The organism is Robiginitalea biformata HTCC2501 (assembly GCF_000024125.1).
In the GTDB taxonomy this organism is placed as follows: Bacteria; Bacteroidota; Bacteroidia; order Flavobacteriales; family Flavobacteriaceae; genus Robiginitalea; species Robiginitalea biformata.
The window spans coordinates 732391-752173 of sequence record NC_013222.1; the positions used below are offsets into that span (position 1 = coordinate 732391).

The 19783-nt window shown below is 52.3% G+C and carries 19 protein-coding genes; 4 read left to right on the forward strand and 15 right to left on the reverse strand.

Features of this window, described 5'->3' with window-relative positions:
- Window positions 1-3: 3 nt before the first annotated feature.
- The 13 genes from RB2501_RS03310 to RB2501_RS03370 are packed head-to-tail and all read right to left on the reverse strand — an operon-like array spanning window position 4 to window position 13231.
- Window positions 4-909 (reverse strand): sulfotransferase family protein, encoded by a 906-nt coding sequence (locus RB2501_RS03310; RefSeq protein WP_083760681.1) that lies wholly within the window; start codon window positions 907-909, stop codon window positions 4-6.
- On the reverse strand, window positions 902-2251 hold the full coding sequence (locus tag RB2501_RS03315) for a flippase (protein ID WP_015753325.1): 1350 nt from the start codon (window positions 2249-2251) through the stop codon (window positions 902-904). Before RB2501_RS03315 ends, RB2501_RS03310 begins: the two co-directional genes overlap by 8 nt.
- A 39-nt stretch (window positions 2252-2290) precedes the next feature.
- Window positions 2291-2788: a hypothetical protein gene (locus RB2501_RS03320; protein ID WP_148214280.1), complete on the reverse strand. Its 498-nt coding sequence runs from the start codon at window positions 2786-2788 to the stop codon at window positions 2291-2293.
- A 22-nt stretch (window positions 2789-2810) separates the two neighbouring features.
- Window positions 2811-3764 (reverse strand): GDP-L-fucose synthase family protein, encoded by a 954-nt coding sequence (locus RB2501_RS03325; protein ID WP_041327452.1) that lies wholly within the window; start codon window positions 3762-3764, stop codon window positions 2811-2813.
- A gap of 5 nt (window positions 3765-3769) precedes the next feature.
- Window positions 3770-4885, reverse strand: coding sequence for a GDP-mannose 4,6-dehydratase (gene gmd, locus RB2501_RS03330; protein WP_015753328.1), 1116 nt, complete (start codon window positions 4883-4885; stop codon window positions 3770-3772).
- Window positions 4886-4906: 21 nt separating this feature from the next.
- The gene (gene rfbD, locus RB2501_RS03335) at window positions 4907-5683 is read right to left on the reverse strand and encodes a dTDP-4-dehydrorhamnose reductase (RefSeq protein ID WP_015753329.1); all 777 of its coding nucleotides are present in this window, start codon (window positions 5681-5683) and stop codon (window positions 4907-4909) included.
- Window positions 5683-6225, reverse strand: a complete 543-nt coding sequence (rfbC, locus tag RB2501_RS03340) for a dTDP-4-dehydrorhamnose 3,5-epimerase (protein ID WP_041326937.1) — start codon at window positions 6223-6225, stop codon at window positions 5683-5685. The genes rfbD and rfbC overlap by 1 nt, the downstream gene beginning before the upstream one ends.
- Window positions 6226-6237: 12 nt before the next feature.
- Window positions 6238-7104, reverse strand: a complete 867-nt coding sequence (gene rfbA / locus RB2501_RS03345) for a glucose-1-phosphate thymidylyltransferase RfbA (protein WP_015753331.1) — start codon at window positions 7102-7104, stop codon at window positions 6238-6240.
- Window positions 7101-8132 carry a dTDP-glucose 4,6-dehydratase gene (gene rfbB, locus RB2501_RS03350; RefSeq protein ID WP_015753332.1) on the reverse strand — a complete coding sequence of 344 codons (1032 nt, stop codon included), beginning with the start codon at window positions 8130-8132 and terminating at the stop codon, window positions 7101-7103. The genes rfbA and rfbB overlap by 4 nt, the downstream gene beginning before the upstream one ends.
- Window positions 8129-9130, reverse strand: coding sequence for a hypothetical protein (locus tag RB2501_RS03355; protein ID WP_015753333.1), 1002 nt, complete (start codon window positions 9128-9130; stop codon window positions 8129-8131). The genes rfbB and RB2501_RS03355 overlap by 4 nt, the downstream gene beginning before the upstream one ends.
- A 6-nt stretch (window positions 9131-9136) precedes the next feature.
- Window positions 9137-10804, reverse strand: a complete 1668-nt coding sequence (locus tag RB2501_RS03360) for a DUF6909 family protein (protein ID WP_015753334.1) — start codon at window positions 10802-10804, stop codon at window positions 9137-9139.
- A gap of 55 nt (window positions 10805-10859) precedes the next feature.
- A complete protein-coding gene (locus tag RB2501_RS03365; RefSeq protein WP_015753335.1) occupies window positions 10860-12356 on the reverse strand; it encodes a GH3 auxin-responsive promoter family protein in 1497 nt (498 codons plus the stop codon).
- Window positions 12357-12361: 5 nt separating this feature from the next.
- Window positions 12362-13231 (reverse strand): M23 family metallopeptidase, encoded by an 870-nt coding sequence (locus RB2501_RS03370; protein WP_015753336.1) that lies wholly within the window; start codon window positions 13229-13231, stop codon window positions 12362-12364.
- A 109-nt stretch (window positions 13232-13340) separates the two neighbouring features.
- Here RB2501_RS03370 and RB2501_RS03375 point away from each other — a divergent pair, with 109 nt between their 5' ends.
- The 4 genes from RB2501_RS03375 (at window position 13341) to RB2501_RS16185 (ending at window position 17000) form a co-directional block, all read left to right on the forward strand.
- Window positions 13341-13523 carry a twin-arginine translocase TatA/TatE family subunit gene (locus tag RB2501_RS03375; protein WP_015753337.1) on the forward strand — a complete coding sequence of 61 codons (183 nt, stop codon included), beginning with the start codon at window positions 13341-13343 and terminating at the stop codon, window positions 13521-13523.
- A gap of 342 nt (window positions 13524-13865) precedes the next feature.
- A complete protein-coding gene (locus RB2501_RS03380) occupies window positions 13866-16418 on the forward strand; it encodes an OmpA family protein (protein ID WP_238528097.1) in 2553 nt (850 codons plus the stop codon).
- A gap of 47 nt (window positions 16419-16465) precedes the next feature.
- The gene (locus RB2501_RS16180; RefSeq protein WP_015753339.1) at window positions 16466-16636 is read left to right on the forward strand and encodes a DUF6747 family protein; all 171 of its coding nucleotides are present in this window, start codon (window positions 16466-16468) and stop codon (window positions 16634-16636) included.
- A gap of 193 nt (window positions 16637-16829) precedes the next feature.
- Complete coding sequence (locus tag RB2501_RS16185) at window positions 16830-17000, forward strand: DUF6747 family protein (protein WP_015753340.1); 171 nt, start codon at window positions 16830-16832, stop codon at window positions 16998-17000.
- Window positions 17001-17091: 91 nt separating this feature from the next.
- On the opposite strand, the gene RB2501_RS03385 is transcribed toward RB2501_RS16185, so the two are convergent.
- Window positions 17092-18105 carry a DUF4837 family protein gene (locus RB2501_RS03385; protein ID WP_015753341.1) on the reverse strand — a complete coding sequence of 338 codons (1014 nt, stop codon included), beginning with the start codon at window positions 18103-18105 and terminating at the stop codon, window positions 17092-17094.
- Between the two features lie 29 nt (window positions 18106-18134).
- Window positions 18135-19712 (reverse strand): LysM peptidoglycan-binding domain-containing protein, encoded by a 1578-nt coding sequence (locus RB2501_RS03390; RefSeq protein ID WP_015753342.1) that lies wholly within the window; start codon window positions 19710-19712, stop codon window positions 18135-18137.
- Window positions 19713-19783 lie beyond the last annotated feature (71 nt).

Consider the following 19783-nt stretch of genomic DNA (forward strand, 5'->3'; position numbering starts at 1 on the left):
CTTTTAGGATTTCCAGCTTTTCAGATCTGTGCCCAGCAGTTCCTCTAATTGCTCAATTTCTTCCGAAAGGGCCTCCCGAATTAATTCCCGGGCCTTATTGTCATCCGGATTTGCCACACGCTTTTTTGATTTTTGGCTGGTAACGAGATTCAGAAAGAAAATCTTTAATTTATATTTCAAATTGTACGGCACCAATGGGTCTATGATATACCTGACAAGTGCTTTTTTTATGCCCGATTGGCTATAGAGTGCATTCCGTATCCACGGAAACCGCACTTCCCCTGTTTTATTCAGCTGTTTTAGTTCCGGTTCAAAATCCGGGTCCACGCCAATAAACTCATAGGCATCGCGGACAACTGCCAACGGGTCATTTTTTATCTCCTCATAAAACACAATGTGGGCGCTCTCAGCAGGGAAGTATTTTCTCAAACGGGTGATCTGCGTAAAATACCTTCCATGATCGACATATGTGTTGTTGGATAGGGTCCGCAAATCCCCTTCCCTGATCCGGCTCTCTTCCAGGCTGATTGCCTTGTGCAGGATTTCCTGCTCCATGTTTCTTTTAACAGCAAAGTTATATGCTGAAATAGCGCGTTCCACCGGGTTTCTGAGTACAAGGATGAGTTTGGCGTCCGGGTTCAGTGAGGCGATTCTTTGGATGGCTTTCTCAAAATATATGATGTTGGCGCTTCCGTTCAATACAGCGGGTTGCCCCGAATATTCATCCCGGTAAATCCTATCCAGAAACTTTGTTCCTTTTTCAAAAAGTTCATCATCTATAAAGAATGGTGTGTCTTTCATGGAAAACGGCGCACAAACTTCCGGGTGCTGGGCCAGCCAGTCGTATAGAGAAGTTGTTGCGGCCTTTTGAACGCCGATAAGGAATACATTGGGAGTTAGCTCAGCCATTTCTATTAATTTTATTCAGCAGGGCCAGGGGGTCCAGGTAACTTCTCAGTCCGGTTCGCTTTTTAACATAATAGGCCCCCAGGAAATTCCATGTCAACAAGCTTGCAATTGTTGCAATAGCCACCCCTTCAATGCCAAAGCGTTGAACTAGTGCGAAATTTAAAGTCAAATTGACGATGAGGCCAATCAGCATGATTTTCTGATGCGTCTTTTGATGGCCTGTCATCTGGAGAATATTGCCCACTGAACCGCAAAAACAATTCAATAGTTGCCCGACTCCCAAAATTAACAAGACCCCGGTTCCCGAGAGGTAGGCTTCCCCAAAAAGCCTCAGGAGGATGTCCTTCCCCAATAGAATTACCAGAAAAGTCCCCAATGCGATGGCTGCACTGATGCCTACGGCAAAAGTCAATAGGGTTTGCAACGGTTTTACATCATCCTTTCGATAAAGCTCAACAATTTTTGGCGCCAAAATTGAATTAATTGCATCCAAGTTGAAGGATATGAGCAAGGCCAGTTTTGCACCAACATCGTAAACAGCCACATCGGATTCATCTAAATAGGCTCCGACGAACAACCGGTCGATCCAGATCAGCAGAATCCCCAAAACAGATGTAATCAATATCGGTCGGGACTCCTTATTAAACTTGCGAAACGAGCCTTCAAGAGACTGGTAGAGACTATATCCAAAAACTCTGTAAGTGAACCAGCAACAACTCAACCACAGAAGGAATATGGCGATAAAATGCGCAACAATGGGCAATTCGTCGTATCTATTTCCAAAGAAAAGCACTCCGGCCAGTAAAACCCCGATTGTAAGCAGGAATCTCCCGAATGCGGCATAAATCGAAAAAAGTGTATTTTTTTTCAGGCCGCGATAAATTCCATTGTGTATATAGATCAGTGACCAAATCGGAAAAGTGAGGGCTGTCCATCTAAGAAATGGTGCAAATTCAAGCCTGTTAAAAACTCGGGAGGCAATCCATTCATCAAAGAGCACCATCGGCGTCGCCAGAATAGCGCACACCAGGAAAGAGCGTATGGTAGCCTGTGCCAAATACCCGGATAGTTCGTTTTTAGGGAGGTTTCCGGCAGCTACGTATCTCGTCAGGCTGACGTCGTATCCCAGCTTACCGGCAATGGACAAAACCATGAACAGGGTAAAGCCAAGGACCACCATGCCGTAAACTTCATTGCCGAAATAATGGATTACCATAAGTGTAAATCCATAGCCTAAAATCAATGCTGCTACACGAAAAAACACAAATACGCCCGCCTTGGCCACGAGTTCCTTTTGGTCTTTCCCCGAAAGGAGTTTGTAAAGGATTTTTTTTAATGGCATAGGTGAACCGGCATTGTTACTTCATTATTGTAAATAATACTATCTGATGCGGATCGGAATCGAATCAACAGCAAGCGTAAACAATCGCCTCCGATTTCCGTCTACCAATCCAAAACGCAGCATCTCAAACCGCTCAAGATCCGACTCAAAAGTGCCCGTAAACACCCATATCCCCCGCCGAACTTCAGAAGGAGTGGCTTGCGCAGGATAAAATCCACCCTGGGCCTCTGTATTAATTTTAGGATAAAAATGCAGGTAAAAGCTATGATCCGACCAATGCTCCGATCGACGGGTTTCTTCTAAATACACCCGAACCTGGTATCGTTTTGAGTTGCTTTGGGGATAAACCCGTATGTCCCGAACGATCAACCCCAGCGTGTCGTTAAAATACTCAAGATCCAAAACGCTATTCCCCGGCTCGCTTTGAATCCACGACGAATCCGGGTTTCGGCAACCACAGAACAAGATTAATATAACAAAGAACCCCCAGAATGAGCACCCGGCCTTAAAGAGGCCGAGGTTTTTAATACGGTACATGAGGCTTCGGGTATTCATTGAATCAAGAAAGTCGTACCTGTTTATACATATCCTGATTTTTCAAAAACCAATCATAAGTAGACCGGATACCATCTTCCAAACCAATGGATGCGGTCCACCCGGATTCCTTCAGGCGACTGACGTCCATGAGTTTTCGCGGCGTTCCGTCGGGTTTATCCATATCCCAGTGAATCGCTCCCTTATGGCCCACAATTTCCTGTATCAACTTGGCCAGGCTCCGAATGGTTAGGTCCCGGCCGGTCCCCACATTATACAGATCATGAGGCAATTTATTTTCCATGGCATAAACCACAGCATCTGCCAGGTCGTCTACGTGAAGAAATTCCCGCATTGGTTTTCCAGATCCCCAAAGGTCTACGCTTTTATGATCCGCTAATTTCGCTTCGTGAAACTTCCGGATCATCGCCGGCAAAACATGGGATGTTTTCAGGTCAAAGTTGTCATTCGGCCCGTAGAGATTCGTAGGCATCAGGCTTATATAGTATTTTCCATATTGCCTTCGGATAGACTCACATAGTTTAACTCCGGCAATTTTGGCAATGGCATACCATTGATTCGTCGGTTCAAGCGGCCCGGTGAGCAAACTGTCTTCTCCAAGTGGCTGCGGTGCTAATTTCGGATAGATACACGAACTCCCAAGAAAAATAAATCCTGTGACCCCGCTCTCATGTGAAGCCTGGATGAGATTGTTCTGGATGCTCAGGTTCTCCATCAGGAACTGGTAAGGGTAGGTGTCGTTTGCCAGGATACCCCCCACCCGCGCCGCCGCATCAATTACAAACTCAGGCTTTTCCGATTGAAAAAATTCATTGACCGCAGCCTGATCCCGCAAATCCAAATCACGGCTACTCCTGCCTATGAGATTGGTATAGCCTTTACTTTCCAACGCGCTCCAAATGGCTGAGCCCACCATTCCGCGGTGGCCGGCTACAAATATTTTATCTTGTTTATGCATGGGGCTCATTCAAAGTAATTCATAATCGTATACCCCCCCTTCCGGAGGTATTGTTCTTTTTTCATGAATTTCAGATCGGATTGCATCATATCCCGAACCAGATCCTCGAGGTTGAAATGTGGTTCCCAGCCCAGTTTATTTTTTGCCTTCGAAGCATCCCCGATCAACAGATCCACCTCTGTAGGCCGGAAGTATTTCGGGTCAACGCTGAGCACTTCCTTACCCACAGGTATCTGGTAATCAGGATCTGAACAGGAACTGATATAGGCTTTTTCCTCAACACCCTCTCCCCTAAACTCCAGTTCTATTCCCACTTCCCGGAAACTCATGCGAACAAAATCCCTTACAGTTGTAGTGGTTCCCGTCGCTATTACCCAGTCTTCAGGTTCATCGGCCTGCAGGATCATCCACATCATCCGGATATAATCCTTTGCATGGCCCCAGTCCCGTCGGGCATCCAGGTTCCCGAGATAAAATTTCTCCTGAAGGCCTAGTGCGATCCGTGAAACGGCCCGGGTGATTTTACGCGTCACAAATGTTTCGCCACGAATTGGCGACTCGTGGTTGAACAATATGCCGTTGCATGCGAACATCCCATAAGCCTCACGGTAATTTACAGTAATCCAATAGGCATACATCTTTGCTACTGCATACGGACTTCGTGGATAAAAGGGAGTGGTTTCACTTTGCGGGACTTCCTGAACCTTTCCGTAGAGTTCCGAAGTGGATGCCTGATATATTCGCGTGTGTTTTTCCAGACCCAGAAGCCGAACTGCTTCCAAAATCCGAAGCGTTCCTATTCCATCAGCATTTGCTGTATATTCCGGAATTTGAAAAGAAACATGCACATGGCTCATCGCCGCCAGGTTGTAAATTTCATCCGGCCGAATTTCCTGAATGAGCCGAATCAGGTTGGTGCTGTCCGTCATATCCCCGTAATGGAGGAAATACTGCTGATTCTCAACATGCGGATCTTCGTAGAGGTGATCGATACGATCTGTGTTGAACAGGGAGGAACGCCTTTTGAGGCCATGTACTTCGTAGCCCTTTTTCAGGAGGAATTCGCTCAGGTACGCCCCGTCCTGACCTGTAACTCCGGTAATCAATGCGATCTTGCTCATATTGGGTATGATACTTTTTTGTTATGGAAGAAGAATACTACATTCCGGCCGTTTGGCAAAACTACGATAATTATTTCCCCTTCGAATCTTTGACGTACTATCGGGAGCATATCTATTCTTGATCCGCAGGGCAAATTCGTACCAGGTCATCGGCTCCCCGTCTGTAAAATGCCTGATCCCAAAATCCTGATCATCAGAGGTAATGAGCTCCAGAATATATTTTGCTAGATTCCCGGCCTTTGTAGGACAGCCTCGCTGCTGGTCAGTTACTTCCAAGTTTTCATTTTTATTAAGGCGGTTGAGGATTGTTGTAAAGAAATTCGGAGGATATTCGGAATACAACCAGGAAGTGCGAATAATAAAATACCTGTCCAGACACTTACCGATACGCTTTTCCCCTTCCCATTTGGAACGACCATATGCATTGATCGGATTTGGTTTGTCAGTAGGTCGATAGCCGTGCGGTTTACTCCCGTCAAAAACATAATCTGTTGACAAGTGAATCAGTATAACCCGGAATTCGGCGCAAGCTCTGGCCAAATTTTCTGCCCCGCAGGCGTTGACCTCCATGGCTTTGTCTTCTGCTACTTCTGCCTCATCTACCTCGGTGAAAGCCGCCGTATTTATACAGTATTCCGGAGCATGTTCCTTGAATCGTTTTCTGATTTCTTCCACACGCGTTATGTCGAGGGACTCCTTTGATAAAAAAACGCCGTTGATTTCGTCGTAACTCCCAATTCTGGCTTGAATGCTTTTTCCCAGTTGGCCGTCTGCGCCGGTTACAATTACAGAGGTCATTATTTCAACATTCTAAAAAACGGAAGTGCTCGGTCCCTTGGCGAGAGTTTGATCTCGGATTCCGGAACCCCCCAGTCCAGATCCAGGTCCGGATCGTTGAACCGAATGCCAGCCTCGGCTTTCGGGTTATAGTAGGCATCGCATTTGTAACAAAATGTCGTATCGTCCTCAAGGCTCAGAAAACCGTGAGCGAGTCCTTTGGGTATCCAGAGCATCCGGGAGTTGTCCGATGAAAGTTCAACAGCCACGTGCCTTCCGAACGTTGGACTGTCAGTCCGGAGATCCACAACAATATCCCGGACCCTTCCGCGTACCACGCGTACCAACTTGGCCTGAGCCCATTGTCCTTTTTGATAGTGCAGGCCACGAAGTACGTTTCGGGAAGAAACCGAATGATTGTCCTGCACAAAGTCCACAGACAGGCCGAGATTCTTTTCGAATTTCGCCTTGTTGTAGGACTCCATAAAAAAACCCCTGTCGTCTCTGTAAATGGTGGGTTCAATTAGGTAACATCCGACTATTTCCGTCTTTGAAAGTTTCAATATACAAGTCCTTCAGGTGTGTTGAATGAGGCTTAATAAATATTCTCCATATCCGCTGCTTCGCAGCGGTTCGGCCAGTTGTCGCAATTGAGCCTCCCCGATGTAACCCATTTCAAACGCAGCCTCCTCGATTGCCCCGATCTTCTGACCCTGCCGGTTCTCGATTACTTCGACAAATTGCGACGCCTGCATTAGTGAGGATACGGTGCCGGTATCCAGCCAGGCCGTTCCCCGGTCAAGTACAGAGACGTGCAACTTTCCCATTTTCAAGTATGCCTTGTTAACATCCGTAATTTCCAGTTCGCCTCGGTGACTAGGTTGAATGCCCTTGACGATATCCAAAACCTCATTGTCGTAAAAGTAAATCCCGGGAATGGCGTAATTGGAACGGGGATTTTCGGGCTTTTCTTCTATGGAATCTACCTGACCCGTGGCGTCGAGGTTAACAACCCCGTAGCGCCTCGGGTTATTGACATGGTAGGCAAAAATCACCCCTCCGTCCGGATTCAGCCTCTCGGACAGTTGTTGGTGCAGGGAAGAACCGTAAAAAATGTTGTCCCCAAGGATGAGTGCCACATTATCCTCGCCGATGAACAACCTGCCGATGTTAAAAGCGTCAGCTATTCCTCTTGGATGTGATTGAACTGCATATTCAAAGCGGCATCCAAGTTGGCTGCCGTCACCGAGTAGCTTTTGAAATAGTCCAGAGTCCCGGGGTGTTGTAATTATCAGGACTTCCCGTATTCCCGCACGCATAAGCGTAGCCAACGGGTAATAGATCATCGGTTTATCGTAAACAGGCATCAATTGCTTACTGAGGGCAATGGTCATCGGGTACAAGCGCGTGCCGGAACCGCCGGCGAGTATAATGCCTTTCATAATTTCTTATTTAATTTCCCGATATACCAGTGAATTGTTTCGGTTAAACCCGACTCAAAAGTAGTGACGGGCTTCCATCCAAGCTCGCCGGTTAATTTCGAATGATCTACCGCATAACGGATATCATGCCCGGGGCGATCTTCAACAAACCGAATTTGATCCGTATAGGATTTTCCCCCCAGCGACGGTACGATCTCGTCAAGCTTCTGGCAAATAAGTCGTGCCAGATCCAAATTGTTTTGTTCATTGTTGGCGCCGATCAGGTAGTGCTCCCCGGGATCGCTGTATTCAAAAATGCCAAGAAGCGCTTCGCAATGGTCTTTAACAAACAACCAGTCCCGGATATTGGAGCCGTCACCGTAAATCGGGATTTCCTTCCCTGTCATCGCTGTGTTTATCACTGTGGGAATAAATTTTTCCCGGTGCTGACGGGGGCCGTAGTTGTTCGAGCAATTGGTGGTAATACAGTCCATCCCGTAGGTTTTTACATAGCTCCTGACCAGGTGGTCAGACCCTGCCTTCGAGGCGCTGTATGGGCTGTTTGGTCTATAGGGGCTTGTTTCTGAGAAAACACCTGTTTTGCCAAGCTCGCCAAAAACTTCATCCGTTGAAATATGCAAAAATCGTCCCTGACATGCACTTCGACCCTTTGGCATCCACCATTTACGGGCGGCCTCGAGTAATGTGAAGGTGCCCATAACATTGGACATTACAAAAGTTTCTGGGGACGCAATGCTATTGTCCACATGAGATTCGGCTGCGAAATGAACGATCCCATCGAAATGATAACGTCGGTGAAGGCGGTTAAGCAGCCCCCCATCCGTTATATCTCCCTGAATAAAATCGTATTGAAAATCCGGATTCAGCCCGTCCAGGTTGTCCAAGGATCCGGCATACGTAAGCTTGTCGAGATTTACTATGTGCCAATCCGGCCGCTCTAAAGCCAGGTAATGAATAAAGTTCGACCCGATAAACCCAGCGCCTCCGGTAATTAGTATTGTTCGCTTTTCGGTGGCAGGCTTCCTCATGCTTCCAGTTCCCGGGCCTTTTTAATCATAAAAACAAAAAAATCTTTCAACAGGTACAACAACAATAAGACTAGCGGAACCAGAATAAGGGGCCTGGCCAAAAATGTTGGGTTTACGCGTTGTGACCGTCCGAAGTTCATGATCTGGACAGGCTGCGTTTCCCTGGCCAATGTAAAACGGTTGGATTCGATTTCGCGTAGCAACGTGCTTTTAAGTTGTAATAGAGAGGTTGGCTCAACTCCATCACTTCCCTCGAGAACGATCCGGTTCGGGGCTTGAACCTCTTCGCGCATCAGACTAGCCGTGTAGCCGGAAATAAGCGAGTCTACCTGGCCTATCAGGCGGTAGTTCCAGGCTATACGATCCTCACTATTCTCCTGGCGTACCTCAACCAGTTTGCCATAGTAGGTGTTGGAATTTATATACTCTAATATGGCTTTTGCATATTCGGGCCCTCTGACCGGATCTGGATAGGTGCATATAATTCGGTGGTTTATACCGGACTTATCCAGAATTTCCTCTCGTATGACCTCAGAAATCGTCGGATCGGCCTGAAAATTTTCGAGCAATTCCAAATACCTGAGATAGTCTTTGTTGTTGAGGCTTTCTGCCCCTTCATTAACCGGTTCGATTTCAATTTGAAACTTATCGGCTGCAAGCCCCGGAATTCCGAGTGCTTCGAAAAACGAGGAATCTTCGGCTTGTAGGTTCGCCTGGATTTCCGAAACGGCATCGTACAGATAGTTCTTATTCTCCATATTGGGCCGTACAATTACTTCTGTCTTGAAGGAATCGCTCGTCAAGCCTTCGAGGCCCCATCCTAAACCAAGACCGATTACTACCAGCAGGCAAAAGATCCAAAACCTTTTTACCAGGTATAATAAAGCTTTTAGAATACCCCGGAAAACAACTCGAAACCCGTTCCTTACACCATCGAACAATTGCCCGATGTCAATCTGGTCTTCAGGTTGAGACGTGTTATTGGAATTTGCGTTCATACGTACTTACGAATTAAAAATTTGTTTCAATATTTTGTCGGTAATCAGGTAGGTGGGTTTGACGCCCGTGGTGCCCAGCCCCCCGGAGGCCAGGGTATGGCCGGTCTTGAGCGGATTGTCCGAGGCGTAGTATGCGTACCGCACCTTCACGTCCTCCCGGATGCTCTTGCGGATGCGGGAAGCCGATTGGATGGCCTTCTGGTAGTGTACCCCCTCCATCTCCAGGCCGATGACGTTCCAGGTGGAATCGTGGAAAAAACTCAGGATGTCCTTGTTCTGCAGGGAGGTCCCCAGGACGGTTACCATGGTGCCTTCGAAAACGCGCAAGCCGTTCCCCTCGAAATCCGATTTGCAAAGTTCGTTCCGGAACGGGTAGTTGTCGGCCGTGCCTTCAAAGATATGGGCCGATGGGATCATCAGGTCGCCTTTGTCGCCCTCCAGGATCCCTGCCTTTCCCATGATTGAAATGGAGTCCACCGACATATAGTGGAGTTTCCCGTCCATGTTGTAGGGCTTCAGCAACTCGTCGATCGTCTCGAAAGCCTGCTCCCCGAAGGCGTAGTCCATGACCAGGATCACCGGCTTGTCCGCTTCCTTCTCCGCCGCCAGTTCATAGCAGCAGGCATCCGGGCCCAGACGGGCCGTGTCGAAGAGTTGGACGTCGATGTTTGTGCCGGACAGGTCGTCGATGGGTATCATCCCGTTTTTGACCGCCCGGGAGGTTACCAGCTCACGGAGCTTGGCGCTTCCGGGCTGGCTCAACGCCTCGTAGAGCTCCAGGGGCGACTTGCCGGGCAGCGTTTTAGCCAGGGCCTTCCGGGCAAAAAGCGAGTTTAGCACGCTGTGCATATTGCTGCTGATAATGTGCAGCGGCCGGTTGAGTAAACCTTCTTTCCGAAGCACCCCCTTGATGTTGTTGGCCCACCGCTCCCCGTGGATGTGGTGGCCCAGGCGTTCCCGTAGGAGCGAGCTGAAGGTGATGGTTCGTTTTTCTCCCGTGGTGATTTCCTCGATGGCCAGCTTGCCGAGCCAGTAGATAATCTGCAGGAAGCGGGCCGGGTTCTTCTTGGTGGCCAGTTTGTCGTAGACCTCGGCGACATCCACAAAGGAACGTCCCAGGATGTTCGCCGTATGGATAAGCGCCACCTCCCGCTCGGCCTGGGAGAGCTTCTCTTTACCGATCGCCTTTTCGAGTTTCTGCCAGTCCCGGATGGTCCGGGGCCCATCGTCAATGAGCACGCGGCGCCCGATTTTGTCCGATTCCACAAAGAGGAAGGTCAGGTGGGTGAGGATGTCATAGATATCGGAACGCCCCCGGGTAATCTCGATATTCATTTGCTCCTCGTCAATGCGGTAGCAGTTCCGGCGCCTCTTTGGGGGGATGATCGGCTTGAAGTGGGATTTGCCGTACCCTTCGTCCGAGGTGAGGTTGATGAAGCGGCACTGTTCGATGCCTTCGGGCAGCCGTTCCAGGACGTACATCAGGCCTTCGAGTTCCGTCTTGTCCTCCCCAATGGACCCGTAAATCTCCGGGCGCAACTGCAGGAGCGCGTTCCGCAGCGTTTCGCCGGAAACGCCCATGGGCTTGTAGAAGCCCCGGTTGAACAAATGGCGCATGGTGATGTACATGCGCTCGATAGCATTGGTGGATTCCTGCGCTCGGGTTGTCTCCATCAGTTAGGTTCCTGCGGCAAATTTACGTTTAATTTTCGTACACGGAAGGGTGCTGCTATTTGCGGAAGGGGTACAGGGCGTCGGCCACTTTCCGGTCGTTGGCAAGCCGTTGCACCTTGTTCTGCCCTCCGAGCTTTCCTACCGACTTCATATATTCCCGGAATCCGCCGGCGCGGATCCGGGTGATCTTCAGGGGTTGCAGGATGTTCCCGGCAATCAGGTCGTAGTAGTAACTGTTTTGCCGTTGGAGGGAAGCGTCCAGCCTGGCGATAAATGCCGGCATATCCTCCGGTTCGGCTTCAAACTCCACGAGCCATTCGTGGTAGGGCAGTTCCTCCCCCCCGGTTTCGATCACCGGGGCCACCGTGAACTCGGCAACCCTTGCCCCGGATCCCTCCAGGGCCTCTTCCATGGCGTATTCCACCTCCTTGGCAATCACGTGCTCCCCGAAGGCGGAAATAAAATGCTTTATCCGGCCCGAAACGATTACCCGGTAAGGGTCCAGGGAAATAAACTGAACGGTATCTCCCAGGTTATAACCCCAGAGACCGGCATTCGTGGAGATAACCATGGCGTAGTTCACCCCGGTCTCCACCTCCCCGATGGTCAGCCGGCGCGCCCCCGGTTCAAAGAATTCGTCCGCCCGGACAAACTCGTAGAAGATCCCCGCGTCCAGCAAGAGGAGCAGCCCCTTGCCCCCGTCCGTATCCTGGTAGGCAAAGAACCCTTCACTGGCCGGGAAGAGTTCAATGCTCGCCACCCGCCGGCCCAGCAGGTGTTCAAACCGGCCCCGGTAGGGCTCAAAGTTCACGCCCCCGTAAATAAATAACTCCAGGTTGGGGAACAATTCGCCCACATCCTTCCCGGTGCGCTCCCGCAATTTTTCAAAGTACATCTGCACCCAGGAAGGGATCCCCGCAATGACGGTCATGTCTTCCTCCACCGTTTCATCCACGATCCGGTCTACCTTGGTCTCCCAGTCTTCAATGCAATTGGTCTCCCAGCTGGGCAGGCGGTTTTTCTGCAGGTACCCGGGTACGAAATGGGCCGAGATACCGGATAACCTCCCAACCTTGATGCCGTTCTTTTCCTGGAGTTCCGGGCTGCCTTGCAGGAAGATCATCTTCCCATCCACAAAGGCGGCCCGACCCGTCCGGTGGATATAGCTCAGGATTGCATTCCGGGAGGCGCGTACCTGTTCCCGGATGGAAGGCCGGGTAATCGGGATGTACTTGGCCCCGGAAGTAGTCCCGGAAGTCTTGGCAAAATAGAGGGGCCTGCCGGGCCAGAGGATGTCTTCCTTCCCTTCCAGGGCGGGCAGCACCCAGGGTTTCAGTTCCTCGTAATCCCGGATCGGGACGCGGGAGGCAAAATCCTCATACGTGTTGATGTCGCCGAAATCGTGATCCTTTCCGAATTGGGTCGCCCGGCCCTGCCGCAGCAATTCCCGGAAAACCTTGAGTTGGGCAGCCTGGGGGTTGCGCACCCACCGCCGGGACCGGTAATGGACAGTTGCTGCAAAAATCCGCGCTGCCAGGGCCTTCAGGGACATAGAAATCAATTAAAGTCGATGTAATTCAACGGGTTGACCGGGTTGCCGTTTTTCCAGAGTTCAAAGTGCAGGTGCGGGCCCGTGGTAAGCTCCCCGGTGTTCCCTACCGAGGCGATGACCTCCCCGGAGCGGACGACTTCGCCCTGCTCTTTGGCCAGCGACCCGTTGTGTTTGTATACGGAAAGGAGGCCGTCTTTATGCTCCAGGATAACCACGTAACCGGTGGCGGCCGTCCATTCGGAGAAGATGACCGTCCCGTTGGCAACCGCTTTCACCGGGGTGTCCCGGGGGGCTACCACGTCCACCGCATAGTGCCGGCCTTTGGGGTCGTACCCCTGGGTGACCGTCCCGGTAAGGGGGGCAAACAACAGGGTGCTCCCGTCGGCGCTCGGCCGTTCGAACAAATTGTACTTGTCCTCTAGGGCCACCTGTGCCCGCAGGACGCTGTCTTCGCGGATCGGGCTCAGGTCTACCTGGGCGGGATCGATTTTAAAAGGCTCGAAAACGGAGTCCCGGTTGCTCTGGTTATTTTCGATGTCCCCCCGGAGGACTTTGCGGATGTTATCAATATACCTATTGGTATAGTTGAGAACGGTTACCAGGGAATCCGTGGTATAGGTAAGCTCGGTAGCCTGTCGTTTCAGGGCGGTGGAGGAATAGCCGGGGATATATTCCCGCAGCGGGGTGAAGGCAATCAGCAGGGTAGTCAGCGCAATAAGGCCAATGACGGCCAGGGACCCGGATACAAATACATTCAGCCGGCTCAGTTTAAAGGATATCTTCTCCTCAAAAGTGTTCTCGTTCAGGATAACCAGCCGATACTTGTGCAAGAGTTTGCGCCTGATCTCCTTCCGTCGTTTATCTTTCTTCGCCATGGATCGGGAGTCAAATCGAGATGATTTGTCTAAAATAAGGCTTCTGCCACAATAAAACGGGCAGGAATATGTTTTTTCATTACCTTTACATTCCTAAAATGAAGCAGGCATGAATGCACTTTTATTATTCTTAGCAATTGGGCCCTGGCAGATTGCCATCATCGTCCTGGTGGTATTGTTGTTGTTCGGCGGAAAGAAAATCCCCGAGCTGATGCGCGGATTGGGCAGCGGGATCAAAGAATTCAAGGATGCCTCCCGCGAAGACGAAAAGCTGGACGAAAAGAAAGACTGAATTTTCGGAACGGTCGGGATTCCACCGCACATTCCGGATTGAATTTGATATTGTATAAGCACCCTGCAGGGTGCTTTTTTTATTCCCGTCCCTTTCCTTTTTTTCACGCCTATGCCCGCCAAACCCACCCTGTTCCGTTTGTCGATCAGGCCCGTGATGCTGCCAGCGCAGGCCCGTTTTCACCCGCCACTAATCCCCTCAAAACCACAACAAATCCCCATTCACGACGTAATTCCCCGGGTTCACAACAAAAAGTTACCCCCCGGTACGGGATGCCTTATTTTCGGGGCATGCAGACGAACGGGCTGAATTCCGTTTCGAGCACCCTCATAACCGACCCCGATGAAGAACCCGTTAAAAATTTGGTTGGCAGCCGGCTGCCTGATCTTCGCGAGTATGCTGCCGGCCCAGGAATCGCCCCGGGCCGAATGGGCGGCTGCGTCCCCGGCCTCTGTTGGCAACAGCCCGGCTGCTGCCGATGCCGATTATGAAGCGGGCCTTCCGGCGGAGCGTACGAATATTTTTGACGAAGCGGCTTTTACCGCGCGCGCCAGCGAGGCCGGGATCCCCGTGCGTCGCTTTGGCCGGCCAGCCTCCGTATCCGACGGCTTTTATCTGATTGTCGGGGTGTTCAAGGAGGGCAAAAACCTCCGGCGTTCGGTGAGGAAACTAAAGCGCCAGGGCCTGGATGCGGGCAGCTTCATCAACCCGGAAAACAACCTGAACTACGTCTACGCCTCCCACTATACAATCCCGGAAGAAGCGCTCCTGGGGGCTACCAGCCAACTGGATGGAAACTATCAGGGAGACTTGTGGATCCTGATCAACGGGGAAATTTCCCCGGCACCGGAACTCCGGGCGCCCGCCGACGAGTTCTCGGCAGGCACCAGCCCCGGGATTGCAGGAAAGGAATCCGCAATGGGGCAAGCCGGCCGGCAAGCCGCGGCAGAAACGCCCATACAGGTATCAACCGGGCAGGGAACCCCCCAGCAGACCAACCGAACCGTATTGTTGCAGCGGGCAGACCGTTATTTCGATATCATGTGGTATGCGGAGGCGGCCCGCCTGTACGAGCAGTTGCTCGACCGGGACGAGAATGCCTACTCTTTTGAGATTATTCGCAAAGTGGCGGACGCCCATTATTTCAATACGGATATGGAGCGCGCCTACCACTGGTACGACATCCTCTACGACCGGTACGGGGACGAGATGAGCGCCGCCAACCTCTTTAAGTACGCACACGCCCTGAAGGGCAACGGCAAATACGGCCGGGCCCGTCGGATTATGCGGCTGTACGACAAGGTGACGGACGCAGGCAGGTCGGGGGAGGCAGGCCAGAACCGGTTGCTGCGCGAAACGGTAATGGACAATATCCTGAACCGGGAGGCCGCATACGGCATCCGGAACCTGGATGTCAATTCGAAGTACTCGGAATTCGGGCCGATGTTCTACCAGGAAGACCAAATCGTATTTGCGTCGTCCGTGGATTCCGCGTTCTTTCATACCAGAAGGTATAAATGGAACAACCAGCCCTACCTGGACCTCTATGTTTCCCGCTTGAATGCGGAGGGGGACAACCTGGAACACGGGGTGAAGTTTTCAAAAACCCTGAATACAAAATACCACGAGGCCGGAGTGGCCTTTTCCCCGGACAAACAAACGGTATATTTTACCCGAAACAATTACGGGAAAAGGCTCCGCCGGGACAAGAACGGCGTAAACCACCTGAAACTCTACCGCTCCCGGAAGGTCGGGGATGAGTGGACGGAGGCCGAGGAACTCCCTTTCAACGGGGAGAGCTATTCCACCGGCCACCCGGCCCTGAGCCCGGACGGGAAGCAGCTGTATTTTGTTTCCGACATGCCGGGTACCATCGGGGGAACGGATATTTTTGTGGTAGACGTCCTCGGGGACGGGACATTCTCGGAACCCCGGAACCTGGGGCCGGGTATCAACACCCCTCAAAAGGAAATGTTCCCGTTTATCACCGGGCGGAAACTCTACTTCTCCTCCAACGGCCACGTTGGCCTGGGAGGCCTGGACATTTTTCAGGTTTCCTTCGACGAGGAAATCGGGTTCCTGGAGGTGGAAAACCTCGGGCAACCCATCAACAGTAAAAAGGACGATTTCTCCTATATCGTGGACGAGGCCACCCAAAAGGGGTTTTTTGCCTCCAACCGGGTGGGTGGCAAAGGGGATGACGACCTGTATTCCTTCCAGCGCCTGTTGCCGGAGGAAACCAACGAGAACGCCATTGCCGGCGTGGTGACGGACCTTGTAACCGGGGATGCGATTCCCGAAGCCCTGGTCACCCTCCTGGATGCGAATAACCGGAAACTTAAGGAAATTGTCACGGAGGCCGATGGAAGTTTTGTCTTCCAGGACCTGGACAGCAATACGCGCTACCGAATCCTGGTGGAAAAAGCAACGTATTCCGAGCAACAGGAAGAGGTCGCCACCCGGGACAACGAGCAGGTAGACGTGGAACTGCCCATGAGGAAACTCCAGGAACGGATCGTCGTGGAGGACGGGGTCCGCAAACTCAAGACCGGACCGATCTACTTTAATTTCGACAAACACAACATCCGCTCCGATGCCGCCGAAGAACTCGACAAGCTCGTTGCCGTGATGCAGGAATACCCGAGTATGGTGATTGCCATCGAATCCCATACAGATTCCCGGGGAAGCAGCGTTTACAACCGCTACCTCTCCGATCTCAGGGCCAAGTCCACGCGCGCCTACCTGATCGAGAACGGCATCGACCCGTCACGGATCCAGAGCGCCAAGGGGTACGGAGAAGACCGGTTGCTGAACGATTGCGACGGTAGCGTCCGTTGTACCTCCCAACAGCACCAGCTCAACCGCCGGTCCGAATTCATCGTCGTGGACATGTAGTCCCGCCGTCGAGGACATGTAGTCCCGCAAACTTTAAAGCCAAACACATGAAAACCATCACGCTTATCGCCGAAATCTACCGGGAGGCCTTCCAGGCTATCGGGTCCTTCGTGGTCCGCAATCTCTACAGGATCCTGTTCTGGTTCTGTTTTGCCTGCTATCTGATTGCCCTTTACGCTTTCATCTACCGGGTCGCCACGGGCTTTGCCTTTGATTGACGTCTCCCAGCCCCGGTAAGACTGCGGGCTACGGCTTTGTCCCCGCCCTGTTCGTCGAATATTTAAACCCTTCGCCGAACAGACGTACAATCCGTCCCGCTTTGACTAATTTTTCCGTGCTTTACCCGATTTTTAAGGGATTCGCCAGGCGTCCGTTGATCTTTGACCCTGTAGAACCACTTAAAAGCCCCCTATGGAAAAATTATTACTCCTTAAAGAAATTTACCTGGAAGCATTTCGCAACTGGACCAACCTGATCCTGCAGCGCTATTTCAAGGCCTTTTCCTGGTTTTGTTTTGCGCTCTGGATAGTGACCATGTACGCCTTTATTTTCCGGGTTTCCACCGGATACGCGTTTGACTGATCGGGTGTGTTACAATTAAAAAAAGCCCTGCGGTTCGCAGGGCTTTTTTTTGTCTTATGCGTCGGTCTTCAGCCCACGCGCATTATTCCGGCTACTTCGCCGCCGGGGCGGAATCCGCGGGGGAATTGCCGAAACGGACCGTCCGAAGGATGGCCTCCAGCTCAAACATATAGTCCCGCTTGTTGGTGGCAGGGGCAAAGGTAAATCCCTCCAGGACCAGTTTGCGGTTGTTCTCCGGGTCGTTGATGATGTAGGTCAGGAACGGGCCCGCCATCGGGTAATTGACGATTTCCCAGATCCCGCGTACCTCGGCTGCCGGCTTCCCCCCGACTTCTGCCGGAAATACAGACGGGGCAAAGGCCTTTTCGGTACCCATATAAGTTACCTTCCCGGGAACGTCCGGGCCCGGGATGTACAGCTTTCCGATGGAATCGCGCATTCGGACGATATCGCGTACAAACGTACTGTCGTTGTCAAAACTGTCGCCCGGCATTTCGTAGGCAATGATATTCATGCTTCCCTTCTGGATTTCCCGGTCGATCCAGACAAAGTTTTCCTCTTGTTTCCCCACCTTGTAGATGGACGGCAGGCGCAGGGTGACGCCAAACTTGTCCTGGAAGATAGTCTCCTTGCTGAGCGAGCGGCGGAAACGCTCCTGGGCCTCTTCCATCTCCATGGTGCGGATGCTGTCGATTATCTGGCCCGCATGGGTTTCGATTGCGGCCATAATCGCGGAATCCGAAGTCCCCTTGACCACCCCGACCATCTGGGGGGAGGCGTAGAGGTCGCTCTGCACCTGGGCCCCCGTCACGCTGTCCCTAGAAACGTAAAGTACGGACCTCCGGTGGCGTGTGGTCCCCGTGAAAACAGAGGGCGGCATGTGTTCCAGGTTAAAGCGGGGTTCGTCCCAGGTCAGACCGATCAGGGGGGCGGCAAAATGTTCGCGGACCTTATCCCCGACCGCGCCTTCCCACATGGCGTTCGGCATGACCACTGCCACCGTGTTCAGGGCGCCGATGGAGCCCGGTTTGTATTTTTTCTTCGGGGTATCGTCACAGGCCGAAAAAACGGCTGCACATGCGATCAGGATAACTAGTTTTCTCATTTTCGATCGGGTTCCTTTTAATGCGGGAATCAGGAGGAGCAATTACAGAGTTTCAACCGGGTCCCGGGCTGCAGGTTGTTCCCGCGAATCCCGTTCCACTCCCGCAGGTTTTCAATGCTGATCCCCGGGTACTTCCGGGAAATCGTCCAGAGCGAATCCCCTTCGCGAACCACGTGGACACGGGGACCCTCCCCGGTATTACCCGCCACCTCAGCCCCGGATCCGGAGGCCTGGGCCTTTGGGGTGGTCACCGGTTTTCTGGGATAGATGGTCAGCCGCTGGCCAATCCGAAGGTCGTTGCTCCGCAGGCCGTTCCAGCGCTTAATCTGGCTGATGCCGACCCCGTAGCGTTCGGCGATCTTTCCGAGGTAGTCCCCGCTGCGCACCCGGTAGCGGATCCGGTCTTCGGCTTCCACCAGTTGCGGCAGGGCATTTTCCTTCTTTTTGAGTTCTTCCCGGGCCAGGGCATATACGGCCTCTTCGTTTGCGACAAAGGTGCCGATGGCCCTGCGGGGGAGCCGGAGCACGTAATTCTTCCCGTCGATTTTCGGGATGATCCCCAATTTGAAGGCCGGGTTGAGCATGGCGATTTCCTCTTTGTCCACCCCGGTTACTCGCGCAATCTGGTCGAAGGTAAGCGTGGCCCGCACCCAAACGGTATCCGTTTCAAAATAAGGCCGTTCTGCCGGGGTAAAGCCCAGGCCGTGTTCGGCGGCGTATTCAAAAATATACATGGCCGCAAAGAAGGCGGGCACGTATCCGGCTGTCTCCCGCGGCAGGAAATTCCGCAGGTTCCAGTAATTCGTATAGCCCCCGGATCGCCGGATGGCTTTATTGACGTTCCCGGGGCCGGAATTGTAGGCGGCCAGGGCCAGGTCCCAGTCCCCGAAAATACCGTGGAGCCGCTTCAGGTACTGGGCGGCTGCCTCCGTAGATTCGATCGGGTCGTTGCGTTCGTCTACATAGCTGCTCACATCCAGGTCGTACATACGGCCGGTACTGTACATAAACTGCCAGAGCCCGGTGGCGCCCACGCGCGAACGCGCTTTCGGGTTCAGGGCCGATTCCACGATGGCCAGGTACTTGATCTCCAGCGGCAGGTCGTGCCGGTCCAGGGCCTCCTCAAACATCGGGAAGTAAAACTGGCTGGCCGTCAACATGCGTTCCATCAGGTCCCGTTTCCGGGTCAGGAAGGTTTTCACCACGCTCTCCAGGGAGGTGCTGTAAACGATGTTAAACGGGGTCTTCTGGTTGAGTCGTTCCAGGCGGTCCTTGAACTCCTCCGTGTCGAAGGAGGGGATGCTGTCGGGGGCGTTTTCCAAAGCAGCCAACCGGACTTCCTCATACATCTCGGGAAAGCGTTCGGCAGCCTGCCGGAGTTCGCCCATCCAGAGGCTGTCATAACGGGCGGCGAGTTCGTGGTCGCGCATACGGGCGGAATCCGTGGCCGAAAATGCCACTTCCGCCACATCTGCCAGACCGGCAACCCGGGCGGCCACCGGACGAGGTTTCAAGGTATCCGCGGGCCGGGTAACGGCCGTGGAATCGCCCTGCCCGAAGGCCGTGCCAAACAGGGCCAGAGCGCATACGACAAATAGCTTTTTCATTTGATTTCCAGCGTGTTTGAAGTGGGGGTTAGCGAAAATCGCATAATTTTATATAAGAACGAAATTTTTGC